This window comes from Streptomyces humi (assembly GCF_001005085.2).
In the GTDB taxonomy this organism is placed as follows: domain Bacteria; phylum Actinomycetota; class Actinomycetes; order Streptomycetales; family Streptomycetaceae; genus Streptomyces; species Streptomyces humi.
In genome coordinates this window covers 24,126-47,211 of the sequence record NZ_LBMU02000089.1, presented here as the reverse complement: position 1 = coordinate 47,211, position 23,086 = coordinate 24,126, and the positions used below count along the sequence as shown (strand labels likewise).

At 73.9% G+C, this 23,086-nt stretch carries 25 protein-coding genes and 1 tRNA gene; 15 read left to right on the top strand and 11 right to left on the bottom strand.

Going from position 1 to position 23,086, the window contains the following annotated elements; all coding sequences use genetic code 11:
• Nucleotides 1–26 precede the first annotated feature (26 nt).
• Nucleotides 27–1,061: an LLM class flavin-dependent oxidoreductase gene (locus tag AAW13_RS35535; protein WP_046734701.1), complete on the top strand. Its 1,035-nt coding sequence runs from the start codon at nucleotides 27–29 to the stop codon at nucleotides 1,059–1,061.
• A gap of 484 nt (nucleotides 1,062–1,545) precedes the next feature.
• Nucleotides 1,546–2,502 (top strand): DUF6081 family protein, encoded by a 957-nt coding sequence (locus AAW13_RS35530; RefSeq protein WP_143145067.1) that lies wholly within the window; start codon nucleotides 1,546–1,548, stop codon nucleotides 2,500–2,502.
• 182 nt (nucleotides 2,503–2,684) lie between these two features.
• Here the strand turns inward: AAW13_RS35530 and AAW13_RS35525 are convergent, their stop codons facing one another.
• Both AAW13_RS35525 and AAW13_RS35520 read right to left on the bottom strand, forming a co-directional pair.
• Nucleotides 2,685–3,938: a flavin-dependent monooxygenase gene (locus AAW13_RS35525; RefSeq protein WP_079179093.1), complete on the bottom strand. Its 1,254-nt coding sequence runs from the start codon at nucleotides 3,936–3,938 to the stop codon at nucleotides 2,685–2,687.
• On the bottom strand, nucleotides 3,938–4,348 hold the full coding sequence (locus tag AAW13_RS35520; RefSeq protein WP_046734698.1) for a DoxX family protein: 411 nt from the start codon (nucleotides 4,346–4,348) through the stop codon (nucleotides 3,938–3,940). The genes AAW13_RS35525 and AAW13_RS35520 overlap by 1 nt, the downstream gene beginning before the upstream one ends.
• 219 nt (nucleotides 4,349–4,567) lie before the next feature.
• On the opposite strand from AAW13_RS35520, the gene AAW13_RS35515 reads away from it, so the two are divergent.
• Nucleotides 4,568–5,446 (top strand): NmrA/HSCARG family protein, encoded by an 879-nt coding sequence (locus AAW13_RS35515; protein ID WP_046734699.1) that lies wholly within the window; start codon nucleotides 4,568–4,570, stop codon nucleotides 5,444–5,446.
• 11 nt (nucleotides 5,447–5,457) lie between these two features.
• Nucleotides 5,458–6,663 carry an acyltransferase family protein gene (locus AAW13_RS35510; protein ID WP_046734700.1) on the top strand — a complete coding sequence of 402 codons (1,206 nt, stop codon included), beginning with the start codon at nucleotides 5,458–5,460 and terminating at the stop codon, nucleotides 6,661–6,663.
• An 8-nt stretch (nucleotides 6,664–6,671) separates the two neighbouring features.
• Here AAW13_RS35510 and AAW13_RS35505 read toward each other — a convergent pair whose 3' ends face one another.
• Complete coding sequence (locus tag AAW13_RS35505; RefSeq protein WP_052768780.1) at nucleotides 6,672–8,171, bottom strand: DHA2 family efflux MFS transporter permease subunit; 1,500 nt, start codon at nucleotides 8,169–8,171, stop codon at nucleotides 6,672–6,674.
• A 110-nt stretch (nucleotides 8,172–8,281) separates the two neighbouring features.
• Here AAW13_RS35505 and AAW13_RS35500 point away from each other — a divergent pair, with 110 nt between their 5' ends.
• Together AAW13_RS35500 and AAW13_RS35495 are read left to right on the top strand one after the other, a co-directional pair.
• Entirely contained in the window at nucleotides 8,282–9,067 is a 786-nt protein-coding gene (locus AAW13_RS35500) for a TetR family transcriptional regulator (protein WP_063777123.1), read from the top strand.
• Entirely contained in the window at nucleotides 9,064–9,495 is a 432-nt protein-coding gene (locus AAW13_RS35495; protein WP_206306330.1) for a PPOX class F420-dependent oxidoreductase, read from the top strand. The genes AAW13_RS35500 and AAW13_RS35495 overlap by 4 nt, the downstream gene beginning before the upstream one ends.
• A gap of 45 nt (nucleotides 9,496–9,540) precedes the next feature.
• Here the strand turns inward: AAW13_RS35495 and AAW13_RS35490 are convergent, their stop codons facing one another.
• Entirely contained in the window at nucleotides 9,541–10,485 is a 945-nt protein-coding gene (locus AAW13_RS35490; protein WP_052768781.1) for a TIGR03619 family F420-dependent LLM class oxidoreductase, read from the bottom strand.
• Between the two features lie 316 nt (nucleotides 10,486–10,801).
• Between AAW13_RS35490 and AAW13_RS35485 the strand changes: the two genes are divergently transcribed.
• Together AAW13_RS35485 and AAW13_RS35480 are read left to right on the top strand one after the other, a co-directional pair.
• Nucleotides 10,802–11,665 (top strand): SAM-dependent methyltransferase, encoded by an 864-nt coding sequence (locus AAW13_RS35485; RefSeq protein ID WP_079179091.1) that lies wholly within the window; start codon nucleotides 10,802–10,804, stop codon nucleotides 11,663–11,665.
• A gap of 3 nt (nucleotides 11,666–11,668) precedes the next feature.
• Entirely contained in the window at nucleotides 11,669–12,232 is a 564-nt protein-coding gene (locus AAW13_RS35480; protein ID WP_052768782.1) for a hypothetical protein, read from the top strand.
• A 190-nt stretch (nucleotides 12,233–12,422) separates the two neighbouring features.
• Here the strand turns inward: AAW13_RS35480 and AAW13_RS35475 are convergent, their stop codons facing one another.
• From AAW13_RS35475 to AAW13_RS35450, 6 genes are all read right to left on the bottom strand, one after another.
• Entirely contained in the window at nucleotides 12,423–13,370 is a 948-nt protein-coding gene (locus AAW13_RS35475; protein ID WP_046733491.1) for an aromatase/cyclase, read from the bottom strand.
• On the bottom strand, nucleotides 13,367–13,627 hold the full coding sequence (locus tag AAW13_RS35470) for an acyl carrier protein (protein WP_046733492.1): 261 nt from the start codon (nucleotides 13,625–13,627) through the stop codon (nucleotides 13,367–13,369). Before AAW13_RS35470 ends, AAW13_RS35475 begins: the two co-directional genes overlap by 4 nt.
• A 42-nt stretch (nucleotides 13,628–13,669) precedes the next feature.
• On the bottom strand, nucleotides 13,670–14,914 hold the full coding sequence (locus AAW13_RS35465; protein WP_071659786.1) for a ketosynthase chain-length factor: 1,245 nt from the start codon (nucleotides 14,912–14,914) through the stop codon (nucleotides 13,670–13,672).
• Complete coding sequence (locus AAW13_RS35460; RefSeq protein ID WP_071659785.1) at nucleotides 14,911–16,176, bottom strand: beta-ketoacyl-[acyl-carrier-protein] synthase family protein; 1,266 nt, start codon at nucleotides 16,174–16,176, stop codon at nucleotides 14,911–14,913. The genes AAW13_RS35465 and AAW13_RS35460 overlap by 4 nt, the downstream gene beginning before the upstream one ends.
• A 111-nt stretch (nucleotides 16,177–16,287) precedes the next feature.
• Nucleotides 16,288–17,223: a M56 family metallopeptidase gene (locus AAW13_RS35455; RefSeq protein ID WP_046730330.1), complete on the bottom strand. Its 936-nt coding sequence runs from the start codon at nucleotides 17,221–17,223 to the stop codon at nucleotides 16,288–16,290.
• Between the two features lie 8 nt (nucleotides 17,224–17,231).
• Complete coding sequence (locus AAW13_RS35450) at nucleotides 17,232–17,615, bottom strand: BlaI/MecI/CopY family transcriptional regulator (protein ID WP_046730331.1); 384 nt, start codon at nucleotides 17,613–17,615, stop codon at nucleotides 17,232–17,234.
• Between the two features lie 152 nt (nucleotides 17,616–17,767).
• Between AAW13_RS35450 and AAW13_RS35445 the strand changes: the two genes are divergently transcribed.
• The 7 genes from AAW13_RS35445 (at nucleotide 17,768) to AAW13_RS35415 (ending at nucleotide 22,799) form a co-directional block, all read left to right on the top strand.
• Nucleotides 17,768–18,538: a hypothetical protein gene (locus AAW13_RS35445; protein WP_046730332.1), complete on the top strand. Its 771-nt coding sequence runs from the start codon at nucleotides 17,768–17,770 to the stop codon at nucleotides 18,536–18,538.
• A gap of 202 nt (nucleotides 18,539–18,740) precedes the next feature.
• The gene (locus AAW13_RS35440; RefSeq protein ID WP_046730333.1) at nucleotides 18,741–19,037 is read left to right on the top strand and encodes a hypothetical protein; all 297 of its coding nucleotides are present in this window, start codon (nucleotides 18,741–18,743) and stop codon (nucleotides 19,035–19,037) included.
• A 165-nt stretch (nucleotides 19,038–19,202) separates the two neighbouring features.
• Nucleotides 19,203–20,204, top strand: a complete 1,002-nt coding sequence (locus AAW13_RS35435) for an ion transporter (RefSeq protein WP_046730334.1) — start codon at nucleotides 19,203–19,205, stop codon at nucleotides 20,202–20,204.
• Between the two features lie 361 nt (nucleotides 20,205–20,565).
• Nucleotides 20,566–20,841: a hypothetical protein gene (locus AAW13_RS35430; RefSeq protein WP_046730335.1), complete on the top strand. Its 276-nt coding sequence runs from the start codon at nucleotides 20,566–20,568 to the stop codon at nucleotides 20,839–20,841.
• A 144-nt stretch (nucleotides 20,842–20,985) separates the two neighbouring features.
• A complete protein-coding gene (locus AAW13_RS35425) occupies nucleotides 20,986–21,192 on the top strand; it encodes a hypothetical protein (RefSeq protein ID WP_046730336.1) in 207 nt (68 codons plus the stop codon).
• A 184-nt stretch (nucleotides 21,193–21,376) separates the two neighbouring features.
• Nucleotides 21,377–21,718 carry a hypothetical protein gene (locus AAW13_RS47140; protein WP_046730337.1) on the top strand — a complete coding sequence of 114 codons (342 nt, stop codon included), beginning with the start codon at nucleotides 21,377–21,379 and terminating at the stop codon, nucleotides 21,716–21,718.
• Nucleotides 21,719–22,316: 598 nt separating this feature from the next.
• Complete coding sequence (locus AAW13_RS35415) at nucleotides 22,317–22,799, top strand: lipoprotein (RefSeq protein WP_046730338.1); 483 nt, start codon at nucleotides 22,317–22,319, stop codon at nucleotides 22,797–22,799.
• Nucleotides 22,800–22,955: 156 nt separating this feature from the next.
• On the opposite strand, the gene AAW13_RS35410 is transcribed toward AAW13_RS35415, so the two are convergent.
• Nucleotides 22,956–23,029: transfer RNA gene (locus AAW13_RS35410), tRNA-Pro, on the bottom strand.
• Nucleotides 23,030–23,086: the final 57 nt, after the last annotated feature.

Sequence of the window (23,086 nt, the reverse complement as noted above, 5' to 3'; positions counted from 1 at the left end):
TCCAGGAGCACGTGGGGGAGCTGACGATGCGACTTGCGGCGAATCTGGTCTACCAGGGCGCGGCCGAACTGGCCCGCGCCGCCGAGACCCTGGGCTACGAGCTCGTGCTGGCACCGGAGGGCTACCGGTCCGACGCGGCCAGCGTGCTGGGCCTGGTCGCGGGCCGTACCGAGCGGATCGGCCTGGCCTCCGGCGTCATGCAGATACCGGCGCGCCCGCCGGGACTGGCCGCGCTCACCGCGGCCACCCTGGACGCGCTGAGCGGCGGCCGGTTCCGGCTGGGCCTCGGGGTGTCCAACCCCGATGTCTCGGACGGCTGGTACGGGGTGCCGTTCGGGCGACCGCTGGAGCGGACCAGGGAGTACGTCGACATCGTCCGGCAGGCGCTCGGCGGTGACCCGGTGACCTACCGGGGCCGGCACTTCCGGCTGCCCGCCGACGGCCGCGACGGGGCGCCGCTGCATGTGCTGACCGAGCCGGCCCGGCCCGGGATCCCGGTCTACCTGGCGGCGGTGGGGCCCCGCAGTCTGCGGCTCGCGGGCGAGATCGCGGACGGCTGGCTCGGGGTGTTCACCCCGCCCGACGCGGTCGCCAAGGCCGTCACCGAGATCCGGGCGGGCCGGGAGAGGGCCGGGCGGGACCTGGCCGGCTTCGAGGTACTGCCCAGCCTGCCGGCGTCGGTCGCGGACGACGTGCCCACCGCGGTGGACGCGTTGCGCGGCCAGTACGTCTACCTGCTGGGCATCGGCGACCCCGCGCACAACTTCTACTGCGCGCTGGCCCGCGAGATGGGCTACGCCGAGGAGATCGAGGTCTTCCTCGGGAGGCTGGCCGACGGCGACCGGGCCGGTGCGGCGGCCGCGCTGCCGCTGGACTTCATCGACCGCACCTCGCTCGCGGGACCGGTGCCCCGGCTCGCCGACCGGATGCGGGCGTACGCGGAGGCCGGCGTGACCACCCTCGGCGTCATGGTGTCGGCGGCGGCGACGACCCTGGAGGGCCGCCTGCGCATCCTGCACGCGGCGGCCGAGGCGCTGAAGGTGTCGGGTGTCGGCGCCTGACACACCGCCGCCGGCCACGCAGACACCGACGGCCGGTACGGCCGGACCGGGCCGTGTGAGAGCCCGCGCCGACGCTCCGCGCCGCTGGGGCGAGCCGAACACGGAGGTAGGCGCGCCGACGCCCAAGGTGGCCGGGGGTCTGCCGTGTGCGGGGCATGCGCCGGTGGCTGAGGTGGCCTGGGGTCTGCCGTGTGGGGGGGGGCATGCGCCGGTGGCTGAGGTCGCCTGGGGTCTGCCGTGTGTGGGGCATGCGCCGGTGGCTGAGGTGGCCTGGGGTCTGCCGTGTGGGGCATGCGTCGACGGCCAAGGCGGCCGGGGCCTGCCGTGTGTGGGGCATGCGCCGGTGGCCAGTACGGCCGGGGGCTGCCGTGTGTGGGGCATGTGTCGGCGGCCAGTACGGCCGGGGGCTGCCGTGAGTGGCTGGGTGGGAAGCGGGCCCGTCAACGGATCGCGCCCGGGAGGGGCGTGGGGAGTCGGAGGCACTGTGACGTACGCACGACATGCCGGCGGTACGGGAGTTCCGGCGGACGGCCGGGGTGAGACGGTGTTCGACGACGAGTTCCGGCTCGCGGACGCCGGCCGGCGACCGGACGGGCTGCCCCCAGGGTGGCTGGCCCGCCCCGCGGCCGGGCTGCCCGCCGGTGACGGGACCGCCCGTGTCACCCCGGAGGGCCTGGTGGTGGCGCCCCCGGGCACGGACCCGGCCACCGGCGAACCCCGGTTCGCCGTCCCGCCGCCGTCGGCACCGCCGGGCCACCTGCGCTGGGCCGCCTTCGCCGGCACCGCCACCCCGCCCGGCTTCACCCTGCCCGACTCCGGACTCCTCACCGCCCGCATGGAGCTGGGCGCCGAGATCCACGGCCCGGCCGCGGCCGCACGGACGGGCGCCGGGCGGCTGCCCGTACCCGGGACCCCGCCCACCCCGGCCGCCGCGGTGGCCGGGGTGGGCGGGGCGACGGGTGCGGACCGCCCGACCGCCGCCGGTTTCGCCGACACCCGGGACGGGATGGGCGGGATGCTCTGCGTGGACCTGGGTTCCGGGCTGGTGCTCGACTTCCTGCTGACCAACGACCGGGTCTGGGTGCTGTACGAGCGGCTGGGCCGGCCCGGCGCCGCGCACGGCACCTTCACGTACGAGATCCCCGTCGCCGTGCGTTCGCCGGACCACCTGCACCGGTGCGCGATACGCGTCGACCGGGCCCGCGGTACGGCGGTGTGGCTGCTGGAGGGCACGGAGGTGTTCGCCGTGCCGGACCTCGGCCGCCGCCTCCCGTCCCGCGCCGCCCACCTCACCCGCTCCGCCGACGGCCCCGAGGAGAGCGTCCGGCCCGACCGGCTCGCCCTGGGCATCGGCCTGTTCGGCGAACTCGCGGAAGGCTCCGGGGTACGCCTCACGGTCCGCCGGGCCACCGTGACACGCTCCGTCCCCGGCACGTCGTAGAGACCCCGGCCGGACACCACACGGCCCGCCCTCCTCCCGGATCACCGGTGAGAAGGGCGGGCTCAGTGCCGTACCCCGCTCAGAACTCCCGTTCGGGGCTCCCGTTCGGGGCTCCTGCTCAGAACTCCCGTTCAGGCTCCCGTTCAGGGCTCCCGTTCGGAGCTCCTGCTCAGGGCTCCCGTTCAGGGCTCCCGATGGGCCGTCAGTACCGCCTGGGCGTAGGCCGTCGCCGCCGGTTCGAAGCGCAGCACCAGGTGGCTCACCGCCGCGCTGACATCGCGCCAGCCACGTTCGAACGGGCTCCCCTCGACCTGCGCGGACGTGCCCGCGGCCCGGAACAGCCGGTCCGCCGCGGTCAGCAGCAGCTCCGCGGCGAGCGCGCAGTCCCGGCCGCCGCGGGCGGTCAGCAGCGGGTCGAGCGCCCCCGCGTCGGCCGCCCGGGCGGTACGGTCCAGCAGCAGCTCGGCGCCGTCCACCTCCCCGGCGGCGCGGGCCAGCACCCCGTGCCGCAGCGCGTTCTCCGCGAGCCGGGGATCGCCGTCGCCGGTTCCCGAGATCCGGGGCGCGGCCCAGCGCGTCCACTCCGCCAGCAGCCCCTTCGCGGCCCCCAGGACCGGCGCCGCGAAGGACAGGCCGTTCACCGCTTTCAGCGGCACCCGGGTGCAGTCGGCGGGCGCGTCCGGGCACTCACCGTCCAGCACGGCCGCGCGGGTGCACACCCGGTGGTCCGGAACGTACACGTCGTCCACGGAGAGGGTGTTGCTGCCGGTGCCGCGCATCCCGACGGTGAACCAGGTGTCCCGGATCGCGTACGCCTCGCGGGGCAGCGCGAAGTACCGCGGCACCTCGACGCCGTCCTCCGCCGTCCGCGCGCACACCAGGGCCCAGTCGGAGAAGTCGACGCCGCTGACGTACGACCAGGTGCCGGTCAGCCGCCAGCCGCCGGCCGCCCGTTCCGCCCGGCCGAGCGGCATCAGGGCGCCGACGAGCAGGGTGTCCGGGCCGTCGGACCAGACCTCGGCCTGCCCCTGGCGGGGCAGGTGGGCGGCCATGCGCGGCACCGTGGCGGCCAGCGCGGCGACCCACGCGGCGGACGTGCAGCCCTCGCCGACGCGGGCGACCGCGGCCAGCAGGTCGGCGAAGGTGCCGTCGGCGCCGCCCCAGCGGACCGGCACGAAGTGCCGCCCGAACCCCGCCTCCGCGACCGCGCGCACCACGTCGGGATGGAGCCGCCGCTCCCGATCCGCGTCGGCGGCATGCTTGCCCGCCAGCGCCGCCAGATCCCGAGCCCGCCCGACGAGGGCGACCGGGGCGACCGGAGCGACCGGGGAGGCCGGAGTGGCCGGAACGGCCGGGGCGACCGGAGTGGCCGGGGCGATCGGGGCGACCGGAGTGGCCGGGGCGGGGGTCGGTCGGTTCTGTGTGGCGTCGGGCATCACGCACCGTCCCCACCGGTCGGCAGGGAGCGCCGGGACGAGGCCGCGGCGGCTATCGCGAGGCCGCCGAGCAGGCTGACGTTCTTGAAGAACTCGTTGCGCTGCATTCGCCGTCGCGCCGGGTCCGACTGGCGCCAGAAGGCGTGCACGGTCAGGGTCGTCGGCACCAGGCAGGCGATCAGCGCGCCGCCGCCGAGCACCGGCGCGACACCGCTGCCCAGGGCCAGCCCGCCGACGACCATGCCGGTGGCGGTCGCCCGGGTGGCGGCCTCCGGCAGCGGAATGCCGTGCTGCCGGGCCAGTTCGGGCAGTGGGCCGGGCTCGCGGAGCACGCCGTAGCCGCCGGCGACGAAGCTCGCCGCCAGCAGGGGCCGGGCCAGCCGGCTGATGAGCTGGGGTCCTTCAGGCATGGGCCGCCTTCTCCTTAGCGTTCGGCGATTCGTCTCCCGGGGGGCCGGGTGGTTCCAGGAGGGCAAGGCTCGCGACGGCGTCTCGAAGAGCGCTCGAAGACGGCTCGCACCCGGCGCCGCACCTCGAGTCGGATTCGAGCGGCGGTGGTGACGCTGGCCGCGAGCCGCGGGACGTACCGGCGTTCCACGGCGCAGCACCGGCTATCCGAGGAGACCGCGATGACGGCAGACGACAAGCGATGGATCCTGGTCCTGGGCGCGACCGGCCGCCAGGGCGGCAGCGCCGCCCGGCACCTGCTGGACCGGGGCTGGACGGTGCACGCGCTCGTGCGCGACCCCGACAAGCCCGCCGCCCGCGAACTCGCCGCCAAGGGCGCCGTGCTGGTGCCCGGCGAGTTCGACGACCGGGAGGCGGTGCGCTCGGCCCTGGCCGGCGCGTACGGCCTGTTCACGGTGTTCACCCCGACCCACGGCAACGGCCTGGACGGCGAGGAGCGGCACGCCCGGCTGTTCGCCGAGGAGGCCGGCCGGGCCGGTGTCCGGCACCTCGTGCACAGCTCCGTCGGCGGCGTGGAGAAGCCGGGCGGGGTGGGCTGGCGGGAGACCAAGCTCCGCGCCGAGCAGGCGATCGGCGCGGCGGGCGTGCCCACCACCCTCCTGCGCCCGGTCTACTTCATGGAGAACTTCCTCGACCTGCCGCCGGAGCCCGCGGCGGACGGCACGCTGGTGTTCCGCCGCGCCCTCTACCCGCACACGAAGCTCCAGGTGATCGCCTCCCAGGACATGGGGCACTTCGTCGCCGACGCGTTCGACGACCCGGACTCCTTCGTGGGGCGCAGCCTGGAGGTCGCCGGTGAGGCGCTGACCGGTCCGGAGATCGCGGCCGCCTTCGCGGCGCACACCGGCCGCCCGGCGCGCTACGAGTTCATCCCGCTGGAGGAGCTGGCGAAGAAGGACGTCTGGATGGCGAAGACCTTCGAGTGGTTCAACGACATCGGCTACCGGGCCGACATCCCCGCGCTTCGCGCCGCCCACCCGGACCTGCTGACCTTCGCGGACCTGCTGCGCCGCAGCGGCTGGACGCCGCCGAACGGCTGAGGGGGCCGCGCATGGACACCGTCGCTTCCGCGGAGACGGCGGCGCACTCGCGCCGCCCCGCCCTGCCGACCCTCACCGGGATGCGGTTCGCCGCCTCCGGAATGGTCTTCTTCTCGCACGCCTTCTTCATCCTGCTGCCCGCGAGCTGGATCTCGGGCACCGGCCCCGGCTTCTGGTGGAGCGCCGCCGGCTCGACGGGCGTGTCGTTCTTCTTCGTGCTCAGCGGCTTCGTGCTGACCTGGTCGGCGCGGCCGGGCACCACGGCGCGCGCCTTCTGGCGGCGGCGGCTGTGCAAGATCTACCCGACCCACCTGGTGACCGCGCTGGCGGCGGTCGTGCTGATGCTGGGGTTCGGCGACGCGTTCACGGCCGGCCAGCTGGTGCCCAACCTGCTGCTCGTGCAGTCCTGGATCCCGAGGTACGACGTCCTCACCGGCATCAACCAGGTCAGCTGGTCGCTGTGCAGCGAGGTGGTGTTCTACGCCGCCTTCCCGTTCCTGCTGCCGCTGGTGAACCGGCTCTCCGTCCGGGCGCTGTGGTGGGGCGCGGTGGGCGCGGTGCTCGCCGTGTGGTGCCTGCCGCTGGTCTCCGCGGTCCTCCTGGACGGCGGCCCGCACCTGTCACCGCGTATGGACTACTCGGTCACCCAGCTGTGGTTCGTGTACTTCTTCCCACTGGCGCGGGCCTTCGAGTTCGTGCTCGGGATGTTCCTGGCCCGGCTGGTGGTCCTCGGCCGTTGGCTCCCGGTCGGGCTCGGGCCGGCGGCGGTGCTGTTCCTCGCCGGTTACGCCGGCGCGCTGTACGCACCCGGGCAGTACGGCACGGTCGCCACCACCATCGTGCCGCTGGCCCTGCTCATCCCGGCCGGTGCGGTCGCCGACCTGGACGGGCGGTACTCGCCGCTGCGCGGCCGGGTGGCCGTCTGGCTGGGCGAGGTGTCCTTCGCGCTGTACATGGTCCACCAGCTGGTGCTCGGTTACGGCGCCCGGGCGATCGGGTTCGGCACGGGGCTGTCCGGCTGGCAGGCGGCGGGGCTCAGCCTGCTGTTCCTGGCCGCGTGTCTGCCGCTCGCCTGGCTGCTGCACTCCCTGGTCGAGATGCCGGTGATGCGGCGCTGGTCCCGGGCCCGCGTGCCCGTGGCCGTACCGGGGCCGCAGCGGCCGGAGCCGGCGCCGCGGCCCGAACGGACCGCGGCACCCTCGTCGGACACCGCGTGAGCGGCACGTCAGGCCGTGCCGACGCCGTCCACGGCGGTGCGTGCGCTGTTCCCCGCTGACCCCGTGTCCTGCCGGCGGCGGCGCTCGACGGCCGCCATCAGCAGGGTCGGCAGCACGGCCAGCACGGCGGTGCCGAAGACCCACCAGAAGGTGGTGCCGAACGCCGTCGCCTGGTCGGCCGGGGTGGTCCCGCCGGCCAGGTGCTGCTGGAGCACCACGACGAACACGGCGGTACCCATCGACCCGCCGACCCGCTGCGCCACGTTGAGCTGCGGTGTCGCGTCGTTGATCTGACCGGGGTCGAGGGCCTGGAAGGCCGCCGTCATGGCCGGCATGACGGACAGGCCGATGCCCAGGCCCCGTACCACCATGGCCAGGCCGAGCAGCCAGTACGAGGTGTCGGCGCCGATGAGCACGAACGGCACGCTGGCGACCACGCTGACCGCCGCCCCGATCACACAGGTGACGCTGCCGATCTTCTCGAACAGCCGGCTGGACAGGCCCATGGCGACGGCGGCGCCGATGCCCTGCGGGGCGAGCAGCAGGCCGGTCGTGGAGGCGTCCTCGTGCCGGACCACCTGGTAGTAGAGCGGCATGAGGATCATTCCGCCGTAGGTGGCCGCGCCGAAGACGAAGGTCACGAACGAGGCGGAGCCGAACAGCCGGTCGCGGTAGAGCCGGACGTCGAGCAGCGGATGCCGGGCCCGCAGGGCGCGCAGCACGAACCCGGCGGTCAGCACCAGGCCCGCCAGGAACGGGCCGAGCACCTCCACCGAGCCGAGCCCGTGGTCGCCGCCCGCCTGGGAGAGCCCGAAGGTGATGCCGACCATGCCCAGGGAGACGAGGACCAGGCCGGCCGTGTCGAGCGGTCCGGGATCCTCGCCCCGCCGGTCGGCGGGCAGCAGGCGCAGCGCCAGGGCCAGACCGGCGACCCCCAGCGGCAGGTTGATCAGGAAGATCCACTGCCAGCCGGCGTGGTCGAGCAGCAGGCCGCCGACGGTGGGGCCGAAGACCGGGGTCAGCACCATCGGGATGCCGACCGCGCCCATCACCCGGGCCAGGCCCTGCGGCCCGGCCGCCGTGACCAGGATGATCTGCCCGGCGGGGATCATCATGCCGCCGCCGATGCCCTGGACGGTCCGGGCGGCGATCAGCGCCCAGGCGCTGTCGACCAGGCCGCAGGCCACCGAGGCCAGGGTGAACAGCAGCAGCGAGGCCACGTACAGGCGCCGCGCCCCGACCTTGCGGGCGGCCCATCCCGTCATGGGGAGGACGGCCGCCTGGGCGAGCAGATAGGCGGTGACCACCCACTGGATGGTCCGCAGGGAGCTGTGCAGTGCCGACGACAGCGAGTCGAGGGCGACGTTGACGATGGTCGCGTCGAGGAAGGCCAGTACGGCACCGACGAGTACGACGATCACGGCTCGCCGCGCCTCGGGTGTCAGTCCCGGCTGTTCCGTCGTGGGGTCCGGTGCGTTGCTGGGAGAAGCACTGGGAGAAGCTGTCACACCAGCAGTCTCAACCGACCGTTCTCCTCTGTCAAACGACTGGTTGATTAAGGCTGGAAGTTGGCTGATTCAGTCAGGTCGATGGTTGACGGCTTTGTTAGGCTGGCATCATGACCTCGACGACCGGCCCGACGGCCGAGGAGACCCCACCGGCGGCGAGCGGGCGACAGGGGTCGCGCCGTTCCCCGGCCCCCGAGGAGCGGCAGCGGGACGCCGAGCGATCCCGCAGGGCGCTGTGCGAGGCCGCCCTGGACGAGTTCGCCGAGAAGGGCTTCGCCGGTGCCCGCGTCCAGGACATCGCGGCCCGCGCGGGCGTCAACAAACAGCTGATCAACTACTACTTCGGCGGCAAGGAAGGGCTCTACCGCGAGATCCAGCGCGGCTGGCCGGAGCGCGAGACGGTCTTCGCCGACCCGGACCTGCCGCTGGAGGAGGTCGCCGCCCGCTACCTCGCCGCCGGCCTCGCGGACCCGCGCCCGGCCCGGCTGCTCATCTGGCGGGGCCTGACCGGAGACTCCACGGCGGGCGAGACGTACGACGACGCCACGCTCGGCCAGGACGTGGCCAACCTGCGCCAGGCCCAGGAGCGCGGCGAGATCGCCGACGACCTCGACCCGGGCTTCGTCCGGCTGGCCCTCATGGGCATCATCCTGGCCCCGGTCGTACTGCCGCAGACGGCCCGCCAGGTGACCGGTCTCGACCCCGGCTCTCCGGAGTTCGACGCCTCCTACGGCGAGCAGCTGCGCCGGCTCATCCGCCACCTCGGCGGCGGCACCGCACCGCGGTCCACGGAAGGGACCGTGACCGAAGCCGACGCACCCGATGGAACCGACGCACCCGACGCCCCCGATGTAACCGACGCACCCGACGCACCCGACGAGGGGAACCCGCGATGAGCGTGCCGTTCAGCGAGGCGGAACTCGGCTACCTGGCCGCGCAGGGACACGGCCGGCTGGCGACGGTCGGCCCGTCCGGCGAGCCGCAGAACCGTCCGGTCAGCTTCGTCCTCGACACGGACACCGGCACCATCGACATCGGCGGCCCGAACCTCGCGGCCAGCCGGAAGTTCCGCAACATCGAGGCACGGCCGGAGGTCTCGTTCGTCGTGGACGACTTCGCGCCCGCCGGCAGCACCGACTCGCCGTACCGCGGCCGGGGCATCGAGATCCGCGGCCGGGCCGAGGCCCTGCGCGACCAGACCCCGCCCAACCCGTACTTCAGCGGCGAGCTGATCCGCATCCACCCCGTCCGCGTCGTCGCCTGGAACCTCGATCCCGACGTCCCCGGCGTGCACGCCCGGGACGTGCCGACGGCCGCCGGCTGACCCCCGTACCGGGCGATGGGCGTCAGCCGGCGTGGCGCTCCGGCGTCACCAGTCCTGCCGGGTCAGCTCCACGAACCGGGCCAGCCTGGCGATCTCGGCGTCCGCGCCGCCCGCCCCGCGCCGGTTGGACAGCGAGACGTGCGTGGCGCCCGCGTCCCGCCAGAAGGCGAGCCGCCCGGCCCACTCCTGCTCCGGCACCAGCTGCAACGGGATCCGCGCCTCGATCCCGAAGGACTCCTCGTCCCGGCCGTACCTGGCGACCAGCTCGCGCAGGCGCGCGACGACCTTCAGCCCGGTCCCGGTGTCCCGCATCAGCGGCCCGAACATCCGGAAGCCGTCCGCCAGCCGGGCCATCCGGTCCAGGACGGCGGGCCGGGGCACCCCGCCCCCGGCGAAGTCGCCGCCGCCCATCCACACCGGCAGCCGCCGCACGGGGCGCGGGTTGAGCGCCACGTCCCGCAGCCGCACCAGCTCACCCGTGTAACTCACCGCCGGCTGCTCCCACAGCAGCCGCATCGCCTCGATCTGCTCCTCGATCAGCCGGCCGCGGACGGCCGGGTCCACGCCCAGGGCGCGGACCTCGTCGCGGTTCCAGCCGACGCTCACCGACAGCCTGAGCCGGCCGCCGGACAGCAGGTCCACCTCGGCCGCCTGCTTGGCGGCGAGCGCCACCGGCCGCTGCGGCAGCAGCACGGCGGCGGTCAGCTCCACCCGGGAGGTGACCGCCGCGAGGTAGGCGGCCTGCGTGAACGACTCGTGCCAGGGCGCGCACGGGGAGATCTCCGAGGGCCAGTCGTCGGTCCGGGCCGAGACCACGTGCTCTCCGAAGCCCAGGTGGTCGTATCCGAGATCCTCGAACGCCTGGACGTAGTCGCGGAGTTCGGCCGGATCGTCGAAGTACGGCAGATCCCCGCCGACCCGCAGCCGACGCCCCGCCGGGCGGTCGGCGACGGCTGCCGGGTCTGCCTCCTGCCGCTGAGCACCAGTCACTGGAAACGACCTCCGTTCGTCGGTACGGCGGCGCCGCACGTCCGTCGTCAGGCTGGCCGAGGGGACTCGACCGGGGCTCAAGCATGGCTCGGGCACGGCGGCCCGCACGAGGCGCGGCCCGGCCCGACGACGTCTTTCGGCCGCTTCCAGCGGAAGTCGAGCGGCACCTGACACAAGTGGATTCGGCACAGGTGCACCCGGCACAGGTGCACCCGGCACGAGTGGATTCGGCACAGGTACACCCGGCACAAGTGCACCTGACACAGGTTGACCCGGCACACGGTGATCCGGCACAGGAAAGGAAAGGGGAGCGCGCATGGGCGAGCTCGACCAGGCACGACTCGGCGGCGCACCGCCACACGGCGACGGACGCCGGCTGCCCGAGGGCGTCGGACTCACGGCGGTCGGCGTGGCGCTGGCCCGGGCACGGGAGAGCGCCCGCGACGACCGGCTCTTCGACGACCCGTACGCCAAGGCCTTCGTGGACGCCGTCGGCGACGAGACGGTCGCCGGCATGAAGATCTTCGGCGGCTACATAGCCCTGCGGACCGCGCTGTTCGACGACTACCTGCTGGCCGCGGCCCGCGGCGGCTGCTCCCAGGTGGTCATCCTCGCCGCCGGCCTGGACACCCGCGCGCTGCGGCTCGACTGGCCCGCCGGGACCCGGGTGTTCGAGATCGACCTGCCGGACGTGCTGGCCTTCAAGTACGACGTCCTGGGCGAGAGCACCGAGCCCACCCGCGGTCGCACGGCCGTCCCGGCGGACCTGCGGGAGGACTGGGGCGCCGCCCTCACGGCCGCCGGCTTCAGTCCGCAGGCGCCGACGGCCTGGCTCGCGGAGGGCCTGCTGCCGTACCTCACCGAGACCGACAACGACCGGCTCGTCGACCGGGTCGGTGAACTGTCCGCGCTCGGCAGCCGGTTCGGCATCGAGGTGGTCAACCCCACCACCACCTACCGCGGCGACGTCAGCGGCTTCAAGCGCATGCAGTCCTCGATCAACGCCCCGTGGCGCTCCACCCAGCCCGACCCGTCGGGCTGGCTGGTCCGGCACGGCTGGCGGCCCGCCGACGCCCCGACCATGGAGGAACTCCACCTGCGCTACGGGCGGGAGGCGTTCCTCGACGAACGGACCGGCACCGGCGCCGGCGGACTCGTCACGGCCGTACGGGAAGGGTGACGGATGACCGCGCCGACCACCCCGGCCGTCGTCACGGTCGCGCTGACCTGCCAGGTGTACACCGAACCCGCCGGTGACACCCATGACATCCCCTACCGGCTCGGCTTCACCGTCACGGCCCCCGGCACGGTCCGGCCCGGCGAGTCGTTCACCGTCGCCGTGCGGCCCGAACCGCTCACCTTCGACCCCCGGTTCAGCAGCCGGGTCCAGGACCTGCGGCTGGGCTTCGTCCCGCCGCGGGACGCGGACCCGGGCGGCGCCGTCCTGTCCGGCGGCAGCGGCCTCGGCGGCACCGAGCCGTACACCCGGCCGGCCGGGGGCGCGCTGATGCTGCACGCCCCCGGGCCCTTCGTGTCCGGTACGACCTTCACCCTGCCGTGTCTTACCTGGACGGTGACCGCCGGACCCGACGGCGTGGCCGAGGTGGCGCTGGGCGGCGGCCCTGACGGCACCGGGCCCGTCTGGGGCTACCGCTGGGAGCAGCCGTCGAAGGGCATGAACGGCGTCGTCACCGGCCGCCCCGACGGACCCGCCCTGCTCGCCAGGATCCGGATCACGGACGGCTGAACGGGCTGAACGGGCGCAACGGCTGAACGGGCGCAACGGTACGGGCGCAACGGCTGCACGGGCTCAACAGCTGCACGGGCTCAACAGCTGAACGGGCTCAACAGCTGAACGGGCGGGGTCCCGGCGGTGGTTCACCGCCGGGACCCCGCCCGTTCGTGTCCGGCCGTCCGTTGCTGCCCGCCGGCTACCGCTACCGGGCCGGGGCGCTCTGCCCGGCCGCGTGCGCCAGCGTGGTGCGGCTGTTGCGGCCGAGCAGTTCCCGCACGTGCCGCCGCGCGTCCGCGGTCGTGCGGTCCGCCCCCAGCTCCCGGGACACCGCCTCGGGGTTCAGGGCCACCGTGTGGCTCGCGGTGGCGAACGGCCCGTCCGGTCCCTCGCCGAACGTCCACAGCCCGCTGTGCCCGAGCAGCAGCTCCGGGGTGCGGAGCTGCTTGTACGCGATCCACTCCGGCCGCCGGCACACCCGTACCGAATGGGTGGTGTGGGTCGAGCCGTCCGCCGTCGCCGTCTCCATCCGCAGGTCCTGCACCCCGGGCGCGGTCTCGGTGAGGGTCACCCCGGCCACGTGCGGAAGCCGCTCGGGCCACAGGTCGGCACGGGCCACGAACTCGTAGGCCGCGTCCGCCGGGCCGGTCAGCGCGAGGGTGTCGGTGAACGAGAACACGATCTCCCGCGGTGGGTGCCCGGTCTCCACGATCCGGGCCAGCGCGCCGAGTTCCGCCGCGCTGTTGCGGTCCAGCGCCTCCTGCACCCAGGACACGGCGGCCGGGTCGTCGTCGACGACCGTGAAGTGGTGCCGCAGGACGACCTCGGTCCGGTCGCCGCCCAGCTCACGGAAGAGCCACTCGCCGCCCATCGAGGCGACCGGCGCACTGCTGACCTCCTGCTCGAAGCCGACCGTGAGCCGGCCCGGGTCGAGGGTGCGGCGCGACACCCAGTCGCTCACCCGGCCGTTCACCGTCGCCCAGAGCCGGATCCGCTCGCTGTCCCGGCCGCCTTCCAGCCGGCGGGCGTGCACGGTGGGGCCGAAGACGGCCGGCCACAGCGTCACGTCCGCCACCAGGTCGTACAGCGGGCCGGGCGGCGCGTGCACCACCCGGGTGTGCTCGGCGTGCAGCGGGCGGGGTCCGGCCGTCACCGGGCGTCCGCCGGGACGGCCCGGTTGACCAGGTCGAGCAGGTCGCGCGGCGTCCTCGCGTCGGCGATCACGTCGTCCGCGAGGGCCACCCCGTAGTCCCGTTCGATCCGGGCGGCGGTCTCCATCAGAGCGAGCGAGTCGTACCCCAGGTCACCGAAGGAGGTGTCGAGGATGTCGCCGCTCAGGTCGATGCCGTCGTCCTCACCGGCGCAGGCGACGAGGATGCGCCGCAGGTCGTCGATCTGGATGTGTGCCATGACGTGGTCTCCTGCCAGGAGTTGATGGGTCGAAGGGGGGCGTCAGCGCGTCGGGCCGGTCACGACGACCGCCGAGTTGAAGCCCCAGCGTCCGCGGGCGAGCACCAGCGCGGCCCGTACGGGCAGGGCGCGGGGTTCCCCGAGGACGAGGTCGATGCCGTAGCCGGCGGGCACCGACGTGGTGTGCGCGGTCGCCGGGACCACGCTGTCCCGGACGGCGAGCAGCGCGGCGACCAGGTCGGCCGGACCGCCGCCCGCGTACATCCGGCCGGTGACGGACTTGGGCGCGGTCACCGGGACCGCGTTCGGCCCGAACAGGCCGCTGATCGCCGCCGCCTCGGCCCGGTCGAGCTCCGGCACCCCGGCCGCGTCGGCGAACACCACGTCGACGTCGCCCGGCGCCAGCCCCGCGTCCGCCAGCGCCAGTTCGGCCGTGCGGCGCAGGCCGGGCGGGCGTCCCGAACCGGGCCGCGGGTCGAAGGTGGACGCGTACCCGGCGAGCGTCCCGTAGATCCGCTCCGCGCCGCGCAGCCGGGCCGAGCCGGCGTCCTCGACGACCAGGATCGCGCCGCCCTCGGCGGGCACGTGCCCGGACGCGGCGGTGTCGAAGGGCAGGTACGCGCGCTCCGGGTCGGTCGCCGTGGTGACCCGGCCGCTCGCCGACTGCGCCACCCAGCCCCACGGATCGAACGCGGAGTCCACCCCGCCGCTCAGCACCAGCCGGGTGCCCCGGCGCACGGTACGGCGGGCGTGCCCCACCGCGTCCAGGCCGCCCGCCTGCTCCGCGACGAGCGCGGCGCTCGGGCCGCGCATGCCGTGCCGGATGGAGATCTGCCCGGTGTTCACGGCGTAGAACCAGGCGAACGACTCGTAGACGCTGACGTGCTGCGGGCCCTTGCTCCAGAGCTTGTTGAACTCCCGGTGGGTGAACTCGAACCCGCCCTGCGAGGTGGAGGTCACCACGCCCATGTCGTAGTCGGGCAGTGTCCCGGCGGCCACGCCGGCGTCGGCGAGCGCCCAGGCCGCGGCGGCCAGCGCGTAGCGGGTCGAGACGTCGGTCTGCGGCAGCAGCCGGCTGGGCAGGTGGTCGGCCGCCTCGAAGTCCCTGATCTGCCCGGCGAGCCGGGCCGGGTAGCGCGTGACGTCGAACCGGGTGAGCTCCCCGATGCCGCTGCGGCCGGTGAGCACGGACTTCCAGTACTCCTCGGTCCCCAGACCGCCCGGCGCCACCACCGAGACACCGGTGACGACCACGGCATCGGCGCCGCTGTCCGTACGGCCGTTCATGCGGCGACCTCCGGTCGGTGCAGCACCATCGCGCTCTGGAACCCGCCGAACCCGCTGCCGACCGACAGCACGGTGTCCACCTGCTTGTCGCGGGCGGTCAGCGGCACGTAGTCCAGGTCGCACTCGGGGTCGGGGGTGTGCAGATTGGCCGTGGGCGGTACGACGTTGGTCCTGATGGCGAGCGCGCAGGCCGCGATCTCGATGGACCCGATGGCGCCCAGCGAGTGCCCGACCATCGACTTGATGGAGCTGACCGGCACGTCGTAGGCGTGCGCGCCCAGGCTGCGCTTGAGCGCTGCGGTCTCGTGGCGGTCGTTCTGCTTGGTGCCGGAGCCGTGCGCGTTGACGTAGTCGACGGCCGTGCGGTCGAGGCGGGCCTCGTCGAGCGCCGCCCGGATCGCCTCGGCCATCTCCCGGCCGTCCGTCTTCAGACCGGTCATGTGGTAGGCGTTGCAGCGGGTCGCGAACCCGCCGACCTCCGCGTAGATCTGCGCGCCGCGTGCCCGGGCCGCCTCGTACTCCTCCAGGACGAACATCGCGGCGCCCTCCGCCAGGACGAAGCCGTTGCGCGAGCCGTCGAACGGCCGGGAGGCGTGCTCCGGGTCGTCGTTGCGGGGCGTGGTCGCCTTGATGGCGTCGAAGCAGGCGACGACGATCGGCGAGACCGGGGTGTCGGACGCCCCCGCGAGGACGACGTCGACGGTTCCCTCCCGGATCAGCTGGACGCCGTGCCCGACCGCGTCCAGGCCGGAGGTGCAGCCGTCGGACACCATCGTCACCGGGCCCTCGGCGCCCACGCTCCAGGCCACCTCGGCGGGCATCACCCCCGGACTGAGGTAGTCGGCCATGTGCGGGGAGAGGAAACCGTCGTCCACCAGCCACTGCCGGCCACTGTCGGACAGCACCAGGTACTCCCGCTCCAGGCTGGTCGCGGACGCCACCGCGCTGCCCAGGCTCACGCCGATGCGGGCCGGGTCCAGAGCGGTGGTCTCCAGGCCGCTGTCGGCGACCGCGTCCCGGGTGCAGGCGACGGCGAACTGGGTCGCGCGGTCCATCCTGCGCACCTCGCGCGGGCTGAACCCCTCCGCCTCGGCGTCGAAGTCCACCTCGCCCGCGATCCGGGACCTGAAGGGGGAGGGGTCGAAACGGGAGATCCTCCGGGTGGCCGTCCGCCCCTCGCTGAGCAGCGACCAGAACGCCTTCGTTCCCAGGCCGCCCGGGGTACGCACCCCGATGCCGGTGATCACAACGCGCCGAGTCATATCGCCTCCGTACGTGCAGCGCATCAGGTCCGTTACTCGGGCCTTCAGCAGGCTGCGGCCGGGGCCTCGAGCCTGGCTCGAAGGAGGATCGGGGGCGGACCCGCGCGGGACCTAGGCGAGAGGCGTGGCCGCGTGCAGGAGGAGCAGCAGGGTGAACGCCGAGTTGGCGGAGGACATGGCCGAGAGCAGGGTGCCGGTGGTGGCCGTCCACACCGCCAGCCCCGCGGTGGTGAACGGCGACGGCCAGCGGCGTACCGCGGGCGGCGGGCCGAGCAGGGCGGCGACCCGGCGCGGCAGCGGGCCCGGCGCGGCGAGACCGGCCAGGGTGGGCGCGGGGGTGCCCCGCGAGACGAGGGCCGCCGTGCCGATCGCCCGGGCGACCGCGCGGCGGTCTCCGACGGTCCGCGCCGCCTCCTCGTCCGCCCAGCGTTCCACCGTGCAGGCGACGGCGGTCCGCAGCGGCAGCAGGAACGGGTTGGCGTGGGCCGCCAGCCGGGCCAGCAGCAGGTAGCGGTGGTGCCGGGCCCGCAGGTGGGCGCGTTCATGGGCGAACAGGGCGCGCCGCTCCCGGGACGCCAGGCACGCGAGCATCGCCGTGGACACCACGACGCGGCCGTACGGACCGCCCGGCAGCGCGTAGGCGTACGCCCGGGAGTCCGGCAGGACCGCGACCTCCGTGTGCGGCAGGCCCCGCAGCGCCCGGTGGGCCCGGCGTCTGACCCGGCGGTGCCTGAACAGCGTGCCCGCGCAGCCGGCGACGACCGCGAGCAGCGCCGGGATCGCCGCCTTCCCGGCGACCCCGTGCCGCGGCACGCTCTCCCGCACCTCGGGGTCCGACCAGCCGTCCGGAAGGGGGTTGCCGGGGAGCTGCGCGGTGCCGACCACCATCAGCAGTGCCAAGCACACCGTGCTGCACAGCGCCATGACGGCGGCGACCGTGGTGAGCAGCACGGTGGCGGTACGGGGATCGAGGCGCTGTTCGCCCAGGCGCGCGATCGGCCACGCCGTCAACGGCAGTACCAGCGGCAGGAAGACGAAGATGCCCACGGATGCGCTCAGTCCCCGTCGCCCGCGTGCCGCAGCAGTTCCCGCAGCAACCGCTCGTCGCCCTCGGGCAGCGTGGTGACGAAACTGGCCAGGACCGCCCGCCGGTCCCGCTCACCGTCCAGCACCCGGCGCATCTTCAGCGCGGCGAGCCCCGCCTGGTCGGCGGCGGGCAGCCACACGAACGACCGGCCCTCGCGTCTGCGGGTGACGGCGTCCTTCGCCAGCAGGCGGCCCAGCACCGTCATCACGGTCGTGTAGGCGAGGCCGGCGGCCAGCCGCTCCCGCACCCAGCCCGCCGTCACCGGCCCGTCGGCCTGGTGCAGCGCCGCGAGCACCTGGGTCTCCAGCGCGCCCTGCGCCCTGCGCCGGCCGCGCGGATCCGGCTCCGCCACGTGCGTCCTCCTCTACAGCTGTGTAGATCCTAGCTCGGGGCCACCTCCCGCTCATGACCCTTCTCCTCTCCCGCCGCACAGCACCGGCTCACGCGGTTCTTAGTCCGCCTGCGGTAGAAGAGTTCCGGACCAAGTGGGAGAAAGGGCAAGGAATGTCCGATTCCCGGACGTCGAGGCGGACGCGCTGGATCTCCGTGCTGGTGTTCGCCCTCGTGCTGTACGTCATCGTCCGGGCGGCGCACACCTCACAGAGCGACGCGACGCCTCCGGCACGGCACCCGGCACCCACCGCGTCCCCGTCGCCGGCCTCGCCCACGCCGTCTGCGCCACCGACTCCGTCCGCCGCGGCAGCCTCGTCCGCCTCGGCGTCCCCGTCCGCTTCGGCGTCCTCCTCGTCCGTCTCGGCATCCCCGACCGTCTCGGCGGCCTCCGACTCGTACGACCCCGCCGACTACGCCCGCCAGGTGCGCGACCGGGCCCGGCAGGCGGGCGTCAGCGCTCAGCTGGTCATGGCGATCCTCTACAACGAGGACTACAAGCCGCACGACCCGGCCTTCGAACGGGCCTGGCAGAGACTCAAGCCGGACGCGGCCTTCGGCATCGCGAACATGCACCGGGCCACCTTCGACGAGGTCAAGCAGGGCCGTGACTTCGCGAACCGGAGCTGGACGGACCTCCCCGACGACCGGGATCTCGCGATCGAGGCCGAGGCCTGGTACCTGCACGACCTGGCCGCGCGGCTGCCCGCCGGCCGGTCGGCGTCGTACCCGAGGAACGATCTGCTGGCCCTCGGCTACAACGCGGGCCCGTCCGACATGCTCGCCTTCGCCCGCGGTGCCACCCCCGGCAGCCAGGCCCGGTCCTACCTCGACGAACTGCACGCGAACTGGACCAGGGCCGGCAGGGCGGTCGCCTCCGGCTGACGTACTCGCACATGGGCGTCACGCGCATGGGCGTCCCGCACATGGGTGTCACGCACATGGACGTCCCGCACATGGATGTCCCGCACATAGGTGTCACGAACATGGACGTCCCGCAGGCGGATGCCCCCAGCTGGATTGCCGGATTGCGCAATAATGGAAGTCGGCGGGATCCGGTCCTGAAGTCGGGGGAGGAAGGACGTGTATGCCGCACAGAGACATCCGGCGGGTGCGTGAGACGAATCTGCGACTGGGCGCCGCGCTCGCCGAAGTCGAAGGCCTGTACACGGCGTTGGTGCGGACCGACTCCCCGGGCCGGCGCCGCCGCCTCATGACGGATCTGGCCCGCGCGGCGGACCGGCTGGCGGGGCTGGCCGCCGCCCCGCCGGGATCGCGGCCCCCGAATTCCGGTGCGCGGCGCTCACGTTGGGCGCGACGGCGGGTGCTGGCCGAACGCGGAGCCGAGTGGATCGCCGCCCGCTACCGACGTGACGTGCCCTGACCCCTCGGACCCCCGCACCGCGATGCCCGCGCCGGGCACTCTGCTCTACAGTGCTGTAGAAGTTTCTCCCGAAGAGTGATCACAGGAGTGATCACCGAACAGGCCTGTCTCCCCGTCGAGTTGACCGGACGACGGGCCGGCGCGACAAGGAGCCGGGGCAGCACGATGCCGGAGCCGTACGACCAGACGAACACCGTCGACCTCCGGCCCGGCCGCCCGGAACTGGCCCGGCGCTGCCGAGCCGTGACGGAGGCGCGCTGGTTCGCCCTGACCGTCTTCGCCGTGATCCTCCTGAACGCCGCGCTGCTCGGCGTGGAGACGTACTCCGGCGCCGTCGCGCAGTGGCACTTCTGGTTACGACTGGCCGAACACGCCTGCCTGGCCGCGTTCACCGCCGAGATCCTGCTGCGCCTGGCCGCCCACGCGGACCGCCCGCGCGACTTCTTCAGGGACCCGTGGAACCTGTTCGACCTGGCCGTGGTCCTGTGCGCGTTCCTCCCGGTCGTCCGCGAGAACACCACCGTGCTGCGCCTGCTGCGGCTGGCCCGCGTCCTGCGCACGGCCCGCTTCCTGCCCCAACTGCGGATCGTGCTGGTCGCGGTGGCGCGCAGCCTGCCCGGCACGCTGAGCTTCCTGCTGGTCGGCGCACTGCTGCTGTACGTGTACGCGATGGTGGGCTGGGTCTTCTTCGGCACGCACGACCCCGACCACTACGGTTCCATCGGCCGAGCCGTCCTCACCCTGTTCCTCCTGATGACCCTGGACGGCATCGGCGACGCGGTCCACGCGGGCCTGGAGATCTCCCGCTGGAGCCTCGCCTACTACGCCTCGTACGTCCTCATAGCCTCCTTCGTCCTGGTCAACGTCCTGATCGGCGTGGTCATCACCTCCCTGGACGAGGCCCGGGAAATGGAACGGGAGACGGAGAGGGGGACGGAGAGGGAGACGGAGATGGAGACGGGGAGGGAGACGGAGGGGGAGACGGGTAGGGAGACGGGGACCACGACCGGTCCCCGCCCGGCCGCCGCCCGGCAGGACGACCCCGTGCTGCTGACCCGCATCGCGGCGGCCCGCCAGGCCCTGGACGAGCTCGAACGCGACCTGGCCCGAGCATCGTCCCCACACCCCACGCCCTCCCTCAACCACGCCCACGACCGCGACCCGTGACCTACCTCGACCGAAAGCCGTCAAGGCGCACGCGAGACGGCGCTCCTGCCCTACAACTCCCGATAGCCCTGACCTCGGTAGCCCTGACCTCGGTAGCCCTGACTTGGACAGCCGCTCGGACAGCCGCCCGGACGACAGCGGGTCGTCAACGCCTTTCGTACGGTCGGCCCGCGGGTGCCCAGGACGGGCGGGGGAGAGGATGCGACGCTGGAGTGAGGGGCCCGCGAGTTGAGGGTCGAGTGCGCCTCACCCGGTCCGGCCCCGTTCGCCGAGCGCCGAGCGTCGCCAGGCGGCTCTCCCGCGTGGATCCGGCCTTCCGGGACCGGGGCCGCGCGACCACCCCGGAAGGCAGGTGCGTCCCATGCGCACGTCGACCCGTATCGCCGGTGCCCTCACCGGTCTGACCCTCACCCTCGGTGGCGCGGTCCTCGCCGCTCCCGCGGCCCGGGCGGACATACCCGCCTGTACGCGGATGGCCGAACTGGCCGGTGCCACCGCCTCGGACTCCGTCACAGCCGCCTGTGGGCGCGGCGTGAGCGGAGACGTCCAGAGTTGTGTGACCGGGCTGACCGGGGCCGGAGTGGCGGGCGGCGCCGCGACCGCGGCCTGCCGGGCGGCGGCCCACGAGCCGCGTTAGACACCGCCGGACAGGGCCGGACACCGCCCCGCTCCTTGCCTCGCGGGCCTCCCGTGGTGCGCCCATGCTGAGTAGAGAGGGCGTCGTCGTCCTGGGACCTGTCCTTCCCGAAGGCCGAACGAAGGCGCCTCGGAGGAGGAAGACATGCGTATGCGAAGAGTCCTGGGCCTCGCCCTGGCCGCGGCAACCCTTGCCGGCGTGAGCGTCGCCGGCGCTGCCGGCGCCGGGGCCGCCTCGTCTCCGAACATCTCCAGGGACGACTGCACGGCCGCCGGCGGGCAGGTCGTTGCACGCCCCTACGCCGGCTACGCCTGCACGCTGCCTGACGGAACCAGCCAGGCCGTCACCTGACCGGACCATCACCTGACCGGACAGCGCACCCGCGGCCTGCTCCCCGACAGTCGAGCCCCCACGGGGAAGACTCCGTCGTTCGGCCCATCAAGGGCACCGCCCGCAGCGCCGAATAGGACCAGGCGGAGTAGCCCCGACCCCCGCCGCGGCGGACCGGGGCCCCGACGGCACACCGCTGGTCAAGGTGTCCCAGGGCGACCCGTACGCGTGGTGCACCGACGGAGCGAGGTCCCCCGACAGCGTCGTCCACCCCGGTACCGAGGTCGAGCCGTACCTGTCCGTCGATCCGCGCGAGCGCAAACGGGTGGTCACCGTGTTCCAGCAGGACCGCTGGAACGACGGCGGCGCCCGCGGCCTGGCGGCCGGCTGGACCACGGACGGCCGCACCTTCCACCGGAGCACGCTGCCGTTCAGCCTGTGCGCCCCCGGCGGCGCGGACACACCGCCTACCGACTGGCCACGCTGCCGCACGGAAACCCGAAGCTCCGCACCGAACGGCGGATCTCGCGCGTCTTCGACTGGCTGAGGGCGCCGTTGGCCGGAGGCTACTTCCTGGGCGACTACCAAGGCCTGGTGGCGGACGGCAAGGGAGTACGGGCGATGCTCACCGAGACCCACTCGGGCGCACCGCTGAACCGTACGGATGAACCGTACGGACGTGTACACCGCCACACTCCGCACCCACTGACCGAAGCCCGGCCGCCACCGATGAGCCGACCCGGCCGGAGCCGACCCGGTCGGGGCGCATGGCTATGGCTGCCCGGTCGACGCACCGCTGTCGGCCGGCGCACCGCAGCCGGGCTCTGTCGCCGCAGCGGCCACGGAGTCCGGCACACCCTCCCGCGCGGCCCGTCCGCAGCCGGCGAGAGACGCCTGGAGCCCCGCCTCGGCCCGCACACCGACTCGGCCGCCCTCCAGACGTTCCGCCGCTGACCGGCGGCGTCCGGCACGGGCCCGCGCGCGCGGTAGAGCACCGGCACCGGCACCGGCCGGCAAACCCGCGCCGCATCCGCCCAAAAGCCTCCCGCCCTGTACCCACGCGCTGAACACCCGTCGGCACTCGGCCGTACCCCCCTTCGGGGATGTCCCTTCACCCGCGCAACCGCGATGATTCGGAGCCTTTCGTGCCCCAGCAGCAGCGACGTTCACCCACCGGCCGCCTCGTTCGCGGAGCGGCCGTCCTCGGCAGCCTGGCCCTTCTCCCGCTGACCGCGGCCTGCACCGGCGAGGACGACGCCACCGACGACAAGTCCTCGAAGACCCGCACGGTCTCCGCCCAGGAGGCCCAGGTCGTGGCGCCCGCCAAGGTCGAGGTCATCGCGAACCTGACGCAGTGCAAGCCCAAGATCCGGGTCGAGGCGGAGGAACTGCGCGAGGGCGTGTGCCACACCAAGGGCGGCGACTACCTCATCACGACGTTCCCGGAGGAGCGGCACAAACAGACCTGGCTGGACACGATCGCCATGTACCAGGGCACCTACCTGGTCGGAACGCGCTGGGTGGTCAGCGCCCAGCCGAAGGTGCTCAAGGCGTTCCAGCCCAAGCTGGGCGGCGACATCGTCCACATGACCGGCATGGGCCCAGGCGTCACACAGAGCCCGTCCTGACACCGACGGACGCCACACATGCGGCACCCCCGCCGTATACATGCGGCACCCCTGCCGCGCCCGGTCACCTCGTCGTACCGGGCGCGCAGGGGGAGGGCGGCCCCCGAGTACGACAGAGGGCACATACTCACGTGAGTATGTGCCCTCTGCTTAGCGTCGGGGTGGCGGGATTTGAACCCACGACCTCTTCGTCCCGAACGAAGCGCGCTGCCAAGCTGCGCTACACCCCGGTGTCGCTGCTGTGGTGCTTGTCGCGGCGACGTCGTTTACTCTAGCCCACTGCTGGC

Excerpts from the sequence above, each read along its gene's own strand:
- AAW13_RS35535 (WP_046734701.1), top strand. The coding sequence starts at position 27 with ATGCGACTTGCGGCGAATCTGGTCTACCAGGGCGCGGCCGAACTGGCC.
- AAW13_RS35525 (WP_079179093.1), bottom strand. The coding sequence starts at position 3,938 with ATGCCCGACGCCACACAGAACCGACCGACCCCCGCCCCGGCCACTCCG.
- AAW13_RS35520 (WP_046734698.1), bottom strand. The coding sequence starts at position 4,348 with ATGCCTGAAGGACCCCAGCTCATCAGCCGGCTGGCCCGGCCCCTGCTG.
- AAW13_RS35515 (WP_046734699.1), top strand. The coding sequence starts at position 4,568 with ATGACGGCAGACGACAAGCGATGGATCCTGGTCCTGGGCGCGACCGGC.
- AAW13_RS35510 (WP_046734700.1), top strand. The coding sequence starts at position 5,458 with ATGGACACCGTCGCTTCCGCGGAGACGGCGGCGCACTCGCGCCGCCCC.
- AAW13_RS35500 (WP_063777123.1), top strand. The coding sequence starts at position 8,282 with ATGACCTCGACGACCGGCCCGACGGCCGAGGAGACCCCACCGGCGGCG.
- AAW13_RS35495 (WP_206306330.1), top strand. The coding sequence starts at position 9,064 with ATGAGCGTGCCGTTCAGCGAGGCGGAACTCGGCTACCTGGCCGCGCAG.
- AAW13_RS35485 (WP_079179091.1), top strand. The coding sequence starts at position 10,802 with ATGGGCGAGCTCGACCAGGCACGACTCGGCGGCGCACCGCCACACGGC.
- AAW13_RS35480 (WP_052768782.1), top strand. The coding sequence starts at position 11,669 with ATGACCGCGCCGACCACCCCGGCCGTCGTCACGGTCGCGCTGACCTGC.
- AAW13_RS35470 (WP_046733492.1), bottom strand. The coding sequence starts at position 13,627 with ATGGCACACATCCAGATCGACGACCTGCGGCGCATCCTCGTCGCCTGC.
- AAW13_RS35465 (WP_071659786.1), bottom strand. The coding sequence starts at position 14,914 with ATGAACGGCCGTACGGACAGCGGCGCCGATGCCGTGGTCGTCACCGGT.
- AAW13_RS35460 (WP_071659785.1), bottom strand. The coding sequence starts at position 16,176 with ATGACTCGGCGCGTTGTGATCACCGGCATCGGGGTGCGTACCCCGGGC.
- AAW13_RS35445 (WP_046730332.1), top strand. The coding sequence starts at position 17,768 with ATGTCCGATTCCCGGACGTCGAGGCGGACGCGCTGGATCTCCGTGCTG.
- AAW13_RS35440 (WP_046730333.1), top strand. The coding sequence starts at position 18,741 with ATGCCGCACAGAGACATCCGGCGGGTGCGTGAGACGAATCTGCGACTG.
- AAW13_RS35435 (WP_046730334.1), top strand. The coding sequence starts at position 19,203 with ATGCCGGAGCCGTACGACCAGACGAACACCGTCGACCTCCGGCCCGGC.
- AAW13_RS35430 (WP_046730335.1), top strand. The coding sequence starts at position 20,566 with ATGCGCACGTCGACCCGTATCGCCGGTGCCCTCACCGGTCTGACCCTC.
- AAW13_RS35425 (WP_046730336.1), top strand. The coding sequence starts at position 20,986 with ATGCGTATGCGAAGAGTCCTGGGCCTCGCCCTGGCCGCGGCAACCCTT.